This is a genomic window from Ochrobactrum sp. AP1BH01-1, from assembly GCF_018066705.1.
Taxonomy (GTDB): Bacteria; Pseudomonadota; Alphaproteobacteria; order Rhizobiales; family Rhizobiaceae; genus Brucella.
In genome coordinates this window covers 55,138-68,059 of the sequence record NZ_JAGPOU010000003.1, presented here as the reverse complement: position 1 = coordinate 68,059, position 12,922 = coordinate 55,138, and the positions used below count along the sequence as shown (strand labels likewise).

The window sequence follows — 12,922 nt, the reverse complement described above, 5'->3', positions numbered from 1 at the left end:
ATGTCTGTTTCAATCGATTTAACAACTGAGTTGTGTCTTCATGATCCTGTGCTGCGGTGAATCCCTGATCGACATGCTGCCACGCGAAACCGCAGCGGGCGAAACCGCCTTCCAGCCCTTTGCAGGCGGCTCGGTTTTCAATACAGCCATTGCGCTTGGTCGTCTCGACGTGCCTACCGGTTTCTTTTCCGGCATTTCGTCGGATTTTTTCGGTGAAGTTCTGCGCGATAATCTGGCGCGATCCAATGTCGATTATTCCTTCGCCGCCATTTCGGACCGGCCAACGACACTGGCCTTCGTGCGTCTGGTTGACGGACAAGCCCGTTATGCCTTCTACGATGAGAACACCGCAGGCCGCATGTTGGCCGAAAGCGACATGCCCTATGTCGACGATGCCGTCGATGCCATGCTGTTCGGCTGCATCAGCCTGATTTCCGAGCCATGCGGGGGTGTCTATGAAGCGCTGATGACGCGGGAGGCATCGAGGCGCGTCATGTTCCTCGACCCGAATATCCGTGCCAGCTTCATCACCGACCGCGAAAAGCATCTCAAGCGCATGAAGCGCATGATCGCGCTTGCCGATATCGTGAAACTTTCCGACGAAGACCTTGCGTGGTTCGGCGAAAAGGGCAGCCACGATGAAATCGCCGCCGAGTGGCTGAAGCTTGGGCCCAAACTGGTGGTCATCACTAAAGGGGCGCATGGGGCCGATGCCTATACGGCCGGGGCAACCGTGCGCGTGCCGGGCGTGAAAGTGGATGTGGTCGATACGGTTGGCGCGGGCGACACGGTCAATGCCGGCATTCTTGCCAGCCTTCACAATCAGGGCCTTCTCGACAAGGACGCGCTTGCGGACCTCACCGAAGACCAGATTCATTCCGCTGTTGCGCTCGGGGTGCGGGCTGCTGCGGTGACCGTCTCGCGCGCTGGCGCAAACCCGCCATGGGCGCATGAGATGAAGGATTGACGCACGGAACCAACGATAGACCATGGCCCAAAATATTTATGACCGCGACGATTTCTTCACCGCCTACAGCCAGTTGCCACGCTCGGTACACGGGCTGGACGGCGCACCGGAATGGCCTTTTGTCCGCTCGCTCCTGCCAGATCTGACCGGCCGTGAGGTTGCCGATCTGGGCTGCGGCTTCGGTTGGTTTGCCCGCTTTGCCCGTGAACAGGGCGCTGCCTCCGTCATCGGCTACGATCTTTCGGAAAACATGCTCGAACGCGCCCGCCGCGACACGCAGGACGACGCTGTCCGCTATGTTCAGGCAGACATGGAGGAGCTGGAGCTTCCCGAAGCGAGCTTCGATCTGGTCTACAGTTCGCTCGCCTTTCACTATATCCGCGATTTCCCCCGTCTTTTGAAAACGATCCATGCGGCCTTGCGGCCGGAAGGCCGGTTTGTTTTCACAATCGAGCATCCGATCTTCATGGCTCCGCTGGCGCCGGGCTGGATCGAGGACCAAAATGGCGGAAAGCACTGGCCGGTCGATCATTATGCCGTGGAGGGCGAGCGGCGAACCGACTGGCTGGCAGAAGGCGTCATCAAGTATCACCGTCGTCTCAGCACCACGGTCAACGCACTGATCGAAGCCGGATTTGCCATCAATCGGCTGGAGGAATGGCGCCCGTCAACGGAGCAGGTCGAGGCATGGCCAGCTCTGTCGGAGGAAATGGAGCGACCGATGCTGTTGATAGTTTCCGCCAGTGTGGTTTGAAGTTTCTGAAGCATCCGCGTCGAGGAACTTCAATAGCCGACAGACAGCTTGACCCGCCACATTTCACGCTCTTTATAGGGAGGGGCGGGACACGAATCAGACTGGCGAGGAGAAACCATGGACGTGTTGCGCATTGCAGCCTTTTCGCAGGGCAATCAGGGCGGCAACCCCGCTGGAGTGCTGATTGCCGATCACCTGCCCTCCCCGCAAGACATGCAGAAGATCGCCAAGGATGTCGGCTTTTCCGAAACCGCCTTTGCCGCGCCGGAAGGCGATAGCTGGCGGGTTCGTTATTTTGCGCCGGAAATGGAAGTTCCGTTCTGCGGCCATGCCACGATTGCGCTTGGCGCTGCGCTGGCCATGCGTGAAGGCGATGGGCGTTTCGCGCTCAAGCTCAACAATGGCGATATCAGCGTCGAAGGCCGCAAGGAAGGCGAGCTGTTTGCGGCGAGCCTGCAATCGCCGCCAACCCGCCAGCGCGCCGCCAACGATGCGGAAGTGGAACAGGCGCTGGCGCTGTTCAGCTTTGAGAAGGACGATCTGGCGCCCGGTCTTGCTCCCGCGCTGATCCACGCCGGAGCGGACCATATCGTGCTGCCGCTTCGCTCCCGCGAGAAGCTCGCCTCGATGCATTACGACATGGCGCGCGGACGCACCCTGATGAACCGCCAGGGCTGGACCACGATCCTGCTCGTCTATTCCGAGACGCCGAGGCGCTTCCACAGCCGCAACCCGTTTGCATCGGGCGGGGTTTATGAGGACCCGGCGACTGGTGCAGCGACTGCGGCCTTTGCCGCTTATCTGCGTGACAGCGGCTGGCCGCATGGCGGCGAGATCGAGGTCTTTCAGGGCGAGGATATGGGTAGCCCGTCGCACCTGCGCGCCCAGATCGGCAATGAACGCGGCGGTTCCATCCGCGTTTCCGGCACCGCACGGCTGATGGAATAAGCTAGAACGCTTCCTGGTTTAACTGAATCGTTGGAACCGCTCTATCTATTTGATTTTCCGCATTTCCGAACGCAAAACCGTTTCACACTTTTGCTGGAAATGCTCCAAGCTGCAGCCCGTCACACGCGGACGAGCTGCTCCACCCGTTCCTCATTTCCGAAGAACTTGAGATAACGCGCCACTTCCTTCGGATCGCCGGTCGCCTTCTGCGGATTGTCGGAAAGCTTGACCGCCGGATGGCCGTTGGCATCCGTCACCTTGCAGACCAGCGAAATCGCATTCAGCCCCTCGATTTCCTTCGGGGCGCAGCCCGCAAAATCATTGGTGAGATTGGTGCCCCAGCCGAAGCTCATGCGCACGCGCCCCTCGAAGTGACGATAGGTTTCCTCAATCGTATCCACATCGAGCGCGTCGGAAAAGATCAGCAATTTTTCGCGCGGATCCTTGCCGCGTGACTTCCACCATTCGATGATGCGCTCGCCGCCTTCGATGGGCGGGGCGCTGTCGGGGCGGAAGCCGGTCCAATCGGCAACCCAGTCCGGCGCATTGCGCAGGAAAGCAGCCGTGCCGAAAGCATCCGGCAGGACAATCAGAAGATTGCCGCCATAATAGCGGTTCCAGTCCTGCAGCACGCGATAGGGTGCCGAACGCAGTTCGTCATCGTTCTTTGCAAGTGCCGCCAGCACCATCGGCAGTTCATGCGCATTGGTGCCAAGCGCTTCGAGGTCCGTATCCATGGCCAGAAGCACATTGCTGGTGCCGGTGAAAGCATCGCCGATGCCTTCCTTCAGCGCCTCGACACACCAGCGCTGCCAGAGGAAGGAATGGCGGCGCCGTGTGCCGAAGTCGGAAATCTTAAGGTCCGGAAGCTGGCGCAGGCGTTCGACCTTGCTCCACATCTTCGCCTTGGCGCGCGCATAAAGCACATCGAGCGAAAACGGGCCGAGGTTTTTCATCGCCGCGCGCGAGCGCAGCTCGTTGATGATGGCAAGTGCTGGAATTTCCCACATGGTCGTGTGAGACCAGGCTCCGTGGAAATGCAGCTCGTACTGACCATCCTTGCGGCGCAATTCATACTCCGGCAACTGGAAATCATGCAGCCAGTTCAGGAACTCGGGCTGGAAAATCTGCTTGCGGCCATAAAAACTGTTACCTGCCAGCCAGATCATTTCCTTCTTGGAGAAGCGCAACGTGCGGGCATGGTCGAGCTGCGCGCGCAATTCGCCCTCATCGATTTCATCGGCAAGGCGCACGGAGGTCGTGCGGTTGATGAGAGAGAAGGTTGCGTCCACCTTGGGGTAAAGGCCCCAGATCATCTGCAGCATCAGAAGCTTGTAGAAGTCCGTATCCAGAAGGCTGCGGACGATGGGATCGAGCTTCCATGCGTGATTGTAGACGCGGCGCGCAATATCAGTCTTGGCCATGACGGCCTCCATTGCATGATCATATGCTTCAACCAAACCAAATGCTTGGCAGCAAAAAGAAAGGCGGGTTTTCACCCGCCTTTCTAATCGGTTCACTTCTGTTTGGGAAGCTCCACGATGATTTCGTGTTCGCCGTCCGGCTTGATGGGCACGCCCTCTTCCGGCTTGCCGACCTTACGGCCATTGAGCTTGATCACCTTGTCCTTCCCACCGGCCACGACCTTGACGCGGTAGAGCGCTTCGCCGAAGCGGAGTTCCGCTTCATAGCCGTCCCATTCCGGCGGCAAGGCCGGATCGAGATGCAGGCGGTCACCGCGCTTGGTGACGCCGAGGATGCCCTCCGTCGCCACGCGATAGAACCAGCCGGCTGAGCCGGTATACCAGGTCCAGCCGCCCTGTCCGCGACGCGGCTCGACGGAATAGATGTCGGCTGCAATCACATAAGGCTCGACGCGGTAGATATCCGGGTTGCGGCCATGGCTGACCGGGCTGATGAGCGAGAACAGCTTCCACGCTTCCGCCGTCTTGCCCATGCGGGCGAGCGCCAGGATCGCCCAGGTCGCGCCATGGGTGTACTGACCGCCATTCTCGCGAACGCCGGGCGGATAGCCCTTGATGTAACCCGGCTCCTGCACGGTTCTGTCGAAAGGCGGCGTGAAGAGGCGCAGCAATTCGCCCTCCTCATCCAGCAGACGCTTTTCGAGCGACGCCATCGCCTGTTCGGCGCGTTTCGGATCGGCCACGCCGGACAGCACGCTCCACGACTGGGCAATGGCGTCGATCTGGCATTCGTCGCTGTCCTTCGAGCCAAGCGGAGCGCCATTATCGTAGAAGCCGCGGCGATACCATTCGCCGTCCCAACCATCGCGGTCTAGGGCAGCCGTCAGGCTTTCCAGATGGGCTTTCCAGATATCGACGCGCTTCACGTCCTTGCGCGCTTCGGCAATCGGAATGAACTTGCCGAGCGTATAGGCGAGGAACCAGCCGAGCCAAACGCTCTCGCCCTCGCCTTTCACGCCGACGAGATTCATGCCGTCGTTCCAGTCGCCGCCAAGGATCAGCGGCAGGCCGTGCTTGCCGGTGCGTGCGACTGCCAGGTCAAGCGCCAAGGCGCAATGCTCGTAGAGGCTTGCCGTCTGCTTGGAGATTTCCGGCTGATAGAAGGCATCGTGTTCGCCCTCCTCCAGCTTGCGCCCTTCGAGGAAGGGCAGCTTCTCATCAAGGATCGAGCGGTCGCCCGTCGTCTCGACATAAAGCGATGTGCCATAGCCCAGCCAGACAACGTCATCCGAGATCAGCGTGCGGACACCCGCACCGGTGGCAGGCAGCCACCAATGCTGGACATCGCCTTCCGGGAACTGGCGCGAGGCTGCATTGAGGATCTGCGCGCGGGCGAGCGTCGGATCGATCAGAAGCAGCGACAGCGTGTCCTGCAACTGGTCGCGGAAGCCAAACGCACCACTTGCCTGATAGAAGGCAGCGCGCGCCCATATACGGCAGGCGATCGCCTGATAGGGCAGCCAGCCATTGACCAGAAGGTCGAAAGCCGGGTCTGGCGTTTTTACCTGAACGCGGTCGAAAAGACCTTCCCAATGGCGCTTTGCAGCGGCAAGCCTGTCGCTGAACGAAACCTTGCGCGTCTCGGCGATCAGCGCCTTTGCCTGTTTCTGATCGGCAGCGTTGCCGAGCAGGAAAACGACCTCACGCGCTTCACCCGGCCCGACTTCAATATCGAGGGCGAGCGCAGCACAAGGATCGCGGCCCGCTTCAACCGTGCCCGAAAGCGCCTTGCCTGCCAGCACGACCTCCGGCTTGTCCACCGAACCGGTGGCGCCGATGAACTCGCTGCGGTCGGCCGTGACGGATTGCGGCTTTTCAGTCGCCGCAAAGAAGGCGATCTGTCCGGACTTGTCGGGATGATACGGATTGCCGGCCAGGAGCGCGCCCAGTTCCTCGTCCTGCGACGGCACGATGAACGGCACGTTCTTGGAGCGGGCATTGCCCAGCACCCATTCGACATAGCCATAGACGCGAAGCTTGCGCTTCGAGCGGCCCTTGTTGGTGATCGTCAGGCGAGACAGGCGCACCGGCTTTTCCGCATCCACGATGTGGGTGAGGTCGAGCGCCAATTCGCCATGCTGCGCCGCGAAGCTCGAATAGCCGTGGCCATGACGCGCCTCATAGGTGACCGCCTCGTCGCGCAGCACGCTTGCGGTCGGCGCAAAGGTGCGGCCCGTTTCACGGTCGAGGATATAGATCGCCTCGCCCGGACGGTTGGTGACAGGATCGTTCGCCCATGGGGTGAGCTGATAGTCGCGGCTGTTGCCTGCCCATGTGAAGGCCGAACCTTCCGCCGAGACATGGAAACCGAAATTCGGATTGGCGATCACATTGATCCACGGATGCGGCGTGGTGGTGCGATTGTTGATGCGCACCACATAGGAGCCATCCTCGGCAAAGCCGCCATAGCCGTTCCAGAAGCGGAGATCGTCGCCGGACGGAGCGGGACGCTTCACCGCAGGCTTGACGGCGGGACGGCGTTCTTCCGTCCCGCGCTCGATGGCGACGGGCGCGAGACCGGCAGCCCCCAACCCTTGGCCCGAAGCCTGCCCGCCAATCGCGGTCTTGGCGTCGCGCGCGGCCAGATCGACGGTGATTTCCTCGCTGCGGCGCAGCTGCTCGGCCAGCGAGCCGTTCTGCGCGTGCATGACGATGCGGGCCGAAGCCAGCAGCGTATTGTAGCTTTCGTCGCTCATCTGGTCGCGGCGCACCGCGAAGATGTGCGGCTGGCCGCCGCCGCGCGCCCGGAACCCTTCAACGATCCAGTCGATGGCGCGCTGCGTATCCTGCGCGTAGGAGAAGGCGCGCTCGTTGACCGCCACGACATCGACCGTGAGGCCCTTCGACCGCCAGTATTCCTGCGCGCGCAGCACACCGCGCAACACGTCGAGATCGGCTTCATTGTCGATGCGCAGCGCGAAGATCGGATAGTCGCCCGAAATCGACATCGGCCACAGGTCCGACTGCTTGCCGAGGCCGCTGGCAATCGTTTCCGGCGGCTGGCGCAACGTCCGCTCGGGATAAAGCAGATAGGCTGCAACCTTCTGGTAATCCGCAGCTTCCGCCGGCTTGATGCCGATATGATAGAGCTGCACCTGCGACGAGGTCCAGGAAAGCGAATATTCGCGGGCGAAGGTTTCGGGGTGACGATGGGTCGCCACGGCATGCTCCACCGCATCGCGGCTGCCGCCTGCGAAGGTCCAGAACACGAGACTTACCTTCTTGTGCGCCGGAACGCGGACGCGTGTGCGCACCGAAGCAATCGGGTCGAGCACGCAACCCTGGCTGCCGGTGAACCTGGCGCCCGCATCGAAAGCAGCCGCATCGCGCAAGGAACGGCCACGTCCGACGAAGGCGCGGCGGTCGGTTTCGACTTCCGTTTCGCGGATCGAGCCGGAAAGATCGGTCACGAAATGCGCGACATGAATATCGGGATCGGACGGCGCGCGCTTGCGGCGCTTGGCATAGATGGTCGAACCGTTATCGGAGATTTCGGTTTCCACGAACATCTTGGCAAAGGCCGGATGGGCGGCGTCGCTGTCGCTGTCGTTCAGGACCAGTTCCGCATAGGAAGTGACCTCGATCATGCGGTCACGGGCGGAGGTATTGATGATGTCGAGCCTGCGGCCTTCACCATCGGATTCCGACGATACGATCACTTCCATGACGGTCTTTATGTCACCGGCGGTCTTGTAGAATTCCGCCTTGTCCTCGGTGAAGACCGTCTTGGTTTCCTCATCCGGGTTGCGGACCGGCTCACCGGTTGCCGACCACCAATAGCCGCTTTCCATGTCGCGCAGGAACAGGAACGTGCCTTGCAGGTCTTCCGACGCATCGGCGTGGAAGCGGGTGATGTCCCAATTGTGCCAGCGGCTGTAGCCCGAACCATTGGCCGTCACCATCAGCGCATATTGTCCGTTCGACATCATATGCGTGGTGCGCGGCGCCTTGAACGGCTTGTCTACGATCCGCATCGGCGCGTCGTCGAAACCGCCGGAATCCACGCGCATCGGGTTTTCCGTCTTGGCGTAGATCATCGGGATTTCGCGCGGCGCCTTTTCCTGCAGCAGCAGTTCGGCAGCCTCGATCACCGGATCGGAGTGGAAACGCTCGCGCATCCGGCCTTCGAAGATCACGTTGTTGACCGCGATGATCGACATGCCGTGATGATGGGCGTAGTAGTTCTTCACCACGGCGCAGAGTTCGCCTTCGCGAACACGCGACGGCGTGAAGTCCACCGAATCGTGAAAGCCGTAGCGTCCAAGCGCGCCGAGCTTGGCAAGGCGCTTGAGGTTCGCGACAGCGGCGGCCGGCTGATACTGCGCGGCGAGCAGGCTCGCATAGGGCGCGATGACCGCGTTGCGCGACAGGCCGCGCTGCAGGCCGAGATTGGGCACGCCGAAGTTGGAATACTGGTAGTTCATGTGCGCGTCGCGCGCATTGAACGCCGCTTCCGAAATGCCCCAGGGCAGGCCGCGCGAGGTCGCATAGTCGATCTGGCGCTGCACCACGAGCTTGTTGGTCTGGTCGAGCAGCGAACCGAGCGGCTCCGACATGACCAGCGGCGGCATCAGATATTCGAACATCGAGCCGGACCAGGACAGCAGAGCGCCCTTCCAGCCCACCGGCACCAGAAGACGGCCAAGCTTGAACCAATGCTCGACCGGCACGTCGCCCTTGGCAATGGCAAACAGGCTTGCCAGACGGGCTTCAGAAGCGAGCAGATCGTAGCAGCTTTCGTCCAGTTCGTTTTCCTGCACACGGAAACCGATGGAAAGCAGGCGGCGCTCCTTCCGTTCAAGGAAGCCGAACTGCATGTCGAATGCGAGCTGGCGCGAACGGGTTGCGAGATCGCGCAAGCGCTCGCGCAGCGCATCCGTGTCATGCTCGCCGATGGAATCGTCCGTATGCGCCTTGCAGGTATCGACCAGAATGCGCGCCCATTCCACAGCTTCAGCGCTTGCAGGCGTTTCAATTTCGCCATCGAGCTCGTCCATCAGGCGAACGATGTCGGTCGCGAAAAGCGACAAGTTGATGGTGCGGAAGGATGCCGTTTCGGGCTCGTCCTTGATGGACAGCACGGCGCGGCGGAAATTGGCGATCCGCTCTTCCAGACGGCGGCGCAGCGGACGCAGTATCCGCCGGTCGTCCGGGATTTTCGCGATAGACTCTTCAAGGATGTCATTGACATCGAGAATGCCGTCGAGGTCGCCCTGCATGTAGACGGACGGCGCTTCCGCCCATTCTTCCAGCGCAGATGACAGCGTGACCAGATGACCGGCGAGATTGCCGCTGTCCACCGCCGACACATAGAGAGGCCGCATCGGCGTCAGCGTGTTGGTCTCGTACCAGTTGTAGAGATGGCCCTGATACTTCTCCATCTTTTCCAGCGTATCGACGGTGGCGGCGACGCGATCCAGCGTTTCGCCGAAGCCGATCCAGCCGAAATCGCGCGCGGCGATGACCGACAGGAGATAGACGCCGATATTGGTCGGCGATGTGCGCTGCGCGACAATTGGCGCCGGGTCTTCCTGGAAATTGTCCGGCGGCAGATGGTGGTTTTCCTCGTTGGCGAACTCGGCGAAGTAACGCCAGGTCCGGCGCGCATAGCGGCGCAGGTCCGACTTGTCGGAAGAAAGCACTTCCAGCGTGTCCTGCGGCTTGGCCGAGCGGCTGACCAGCCAAGCAATCAGCGGCGAGGCAAACCAGATAACCGCAAAAGGTGCGGCAATCAGCGCGGCATGGCTTTCAGCGGCAAGCGGAAAGAAGATCGCCAGCCCCGCAATGGCCATGGCGGGCCACATCAGCTGGAAATAGAACAGCAGCGTATCAGGCGAGGTTCTCGCCTGCGCCGCCGTGCGCCATTCCAGAAGATTGCGGTGCGAGACGAACAGACGATAGACGGTGCGCGCAATGGCGTCCGCCATCAGGAACGCCGAATGGGCGATGAAGGTTGTGCGCAGCGCCACATCCGCCGTGCCGAGCGCTATGTCGGTCAGCACCGACTGCGCATGGCCTTTCAGCGAATAATCCATGTTGCGCGGGATGAGATTGGTGACGATCCCGAAGGTCGGCGCAACGAACATGGAAAGGATGAGGAAGCCCTGCCAGACGGCGGCAGGCCCGATCGGCAGCACGCTCCAGCCGACGACGGCTGCGATCAGCCACAGGATCGGATTGAGCGAGCGGCGCAGATTGTCGACCATCTTCCAGCGCGTGACGGCGCTGACACCGGCATTGGTCGAGAACAGCCATGGCAGCAGCTGCCAGTCGCCGCGCGCCCAGCGATGGTGGCGTGAAACGTCGACATTGTAGCCGGTCGGGTAATCCTCAACGACCTCGACATCGCTGACCAGCGCGGCGCGGGCATAGCCGCCTTCCAGAAGGTCGTGGCTGAGGAGCGTGTTTTCCGGCACGCGGCCTTTGAGCGCCGCCTCGAAGGCGTCGATATCGTAAAGGCCCTTGCCGGTGAAGGTGCCTTCGCCAAGCAGGTCCTGATAGGTGTCGGACACGGCAAAGACATAAGGATCGATGCCGCGATTGACCGAGAAGACGCGCTGCAGGAACGACGCTTCGTCGCCGGTCGTCAGCGACGGCGTGACGCGCGGCTGGAGAATGCCATAGCCACGGATGACCTTGCCGGTCTTTTCGTCGATGATCGGGCGGTTCAGCGGATGGCTGAGCTTGCCGGCCAGATGCGTGACGGATTCCGGCGTCAGACGCGTATCGGCGTCCAGCGTCATCACATATTTGATTTCCTTCGGCAGGCGCTCGTCCGGCGGGAAGAAACTGGTATCCTGATCGCCGCGCAGAAGCAGGTTCAATTCATGCAGCTTGCCGCGCTTGCGCTCCCAGCCCATCCAGCAATTCTGCTTCTCGTTGAACAGGCGGCGGCGGTGCAGAAGGAAGAAGCGCGGCTGGTCGTCGCCAGTATAATGCTCGTTGAGCTTGGCGATTTCCTCACGCGCATATTCGTAGATTTCCATATCCGCGGGCGTGATTTCGTGCTTCGCATCGGTCCAGTCGCTGACCAGCGCAAAGTAGATTTCACCACGCGGATTGGTGAGATAATGCACTTCGAGATTGCGGATCTGCTCGTCGATGGAATCACGCGAGGTGATGAAGGTCGGCACCGCGACCAGCGTGCGCGCCTCTTCAGGCAGGCCGTCCTTATATTCAAAACCGATGAGGCGCGTCGGCTGCACGAACCACGGCACCAGAGCGTTGAACAGCGAATAGGACGCGTCCATCGCCGGGAAGATCGCCAGCAGCGTGAACAGCGTGCGCAGATCGGTCGAAAGACCGGCGCGGATCATGCAGTAATTGACGAGCAGGAGAATGAGGATCGTGAAGATCGCCGTCGGAATGAACAGGCCCCAGAGGCCAAGCCCGCGATAGAAACGCAGCGCCCTGACGCCGAACGGCGCCTTGTAGCCGCATACCCGTTCAAGTTCCTTGCGGCCTTCGCCGGACAGGTAATAGGCGATTGCGCCCTTGCCTTCGGCTTCCGGATGACCGGCCTTTTCGGCGCGGTGGCCGTCCTCGGCCAGTTTCAGCGCCGCCCAGGTGATATCGATTTCGCTCATGTCCGAATAGCGGGCGAGCTTTTCGATGGTCACGCGGTAGGCATTGCGGGAGCGGAAATCCAGAAGTTCGAAATCGCTGTGGTCACGCAGGATCGCGTCGACCTCGTTGACGGTCTCGAACCAGGTTTCCCAGTCGACGTCGTCGATGGACTTGAGCGAACGGATCACGTTGCCCATCGTCACGCCGCCGGTGGACTGGCGGGCATGTTCCTCGACGATGGCGTCTTCGGGGTTGCTGCCTTCCTGCTCCAGAATGCGTTCCAGCCAGTGGGCGGCTGCCGTGGTGTCGGTGGAAGCCGAGCGCAGGCGATAAAGAAGGTGGGTCGCGAAAGTGCTGTCGCGGGCTGCATCGGCATATTGCGCCAGCACCGAATCCAGTTCAGTGCCGTCTGCCGCAACCACGATGCGGTCGGCTGCGGTATTGGCGAGATTGCGCATGATGCGGGCGCGGTCGACGCGCAACGCCAGGCGCCGCGCGTTCTCGATCAGGAAATAGCGCACCGCGGAAGGCAGCGCCCACAATTCGCCGATCTTCAGCGGCTCGACGGTCTGGAAACCCTTGACGATGGCCGTCAGCGTCTTCAGCGAGAAATTGCTGTCCGTATGGGCGACATAGAGCCAGGCCAGCGCGAAAATGCGCGGCATGCCCTCGTAATTTTCAGCCGGTGCCTTGTAGAGCGGCAACTGGCGAATGAAGCGGCGCGGCAGGTCGCGGCGGGCCTGCTGCACGTTCTTGTCGATCTGGTAATGGTTGTCGAGCAGCCATTGCGCGGCTGGCGTGATGGTTTCGCCCGCGCGCGATGCCGCATCGGAGGCGCGATAGGCATGCAGGATCAGCTTGCCGTTTTCGGACAGGCGCTGATCGAACGGGAAGGCAATATAGCCCGGCAGCGGAATGTCTTCACCCCGCGCCACGGCAGCGGCAAGCGCGCCGAGTTCTTCCTCGGTCTTGTACAAGGCCCGGATGGGCGACGGCTGTTCAGGGGGAATCTGGCCCGATGCATCCGGTTCGCTGGATTTGGGTTCCATCGAAGGCTGCTGCATCGGCGATTTATTCTCGGTAGAGGTTGATTTGGAGAGCGAAGAAGACAATTCCGGCATCTGCCTTAACAGCCTTTCCGAAGGAAATGAGTTATCTGCGGCGGGTGGATACTGACATTATTCCAAATTTTCATTTCAGGGA

General features: G+C 61.2%; 5 protein-coding genes. 3 read left to right on the top strand and 2 right to left on the bottom strand.

The genetic code is table 11. The annotated features are described in order from the left end of the window. The first annotated feature begins 40 nt into the window (after nt 1–40). From J9800_RS10985 to J9800_RS10975, 3 genes are all read left to right on the top strand, one after another. Nucleotides 41–967 carry a carbohydrate kinase family protein gene (locus J9800_RS10985; RefSeq protein ID WP_114214317.1) on the top strand — a complete coding sequence of 309 codons (927 nt, stop codon included), beginning with the start codon at nt 41–43 and terminating at the stop codon, nt 965–967. Nucleotides 968–989: 22 nt separating this feature from the next. Then, nucleotides 990–1,721 carry a class I SAM-dependent methyltransferase gene (locus tag J9800_RS10980; RefSeq protein ID WP_114214318.1) on the top strand — a complete coding sequence of 244 codons (732 nt, stop codon included), beginning with the start codon at nt 990–992 and terminating at the stop codon, nt 1,719–1,721. 117 nt (nt 1,722–1,838) lie between these two features. After that, on the top strand, nt 1,839–2,669 hold the full coding sequence (locus tag J9800_RS10975; protein ID WP_114214319.1) for a PhzF family phenazine biosynthesis protein: 831 nt from the start codon (nt 1,839–1,841) through the stop codon (nt 2,667–2,669). A 119-nt stretch (nt 2,670–2,788) separates the two neighbouring features. Here J9800_RS10975 and pncB read toward each other — a convergent pair whose 3' ends face one another. Together pncB and J9800_RS10965 are read right to left on the bottom strand one after the other, a co-directional pair. Further along, complete coding sequence (gene pncB / locus J9800_RS10970; protein ID WP_112592300.1) at nt 2,789–4,093, bottom strand: nicotinate phosphoribosyltransferase; 1,305 nt, start codon at nt 4,091–4,093, stop codon at nt 2,789–2,791. Nucleotides 4,094–4,185: 92 nt separating this feature from the next. Further along, entirely contained in the window at nt 4,186–12,840 is an 8,655-nt protein-coding gene (locus tag J9800_RS10965) for a glycoside hydrolase family 94 protein (protein ID WP_114214320.1), read from the bottom strand. Nucleotides 12,841–12,922: the final 82 nt, after the last annotated feature.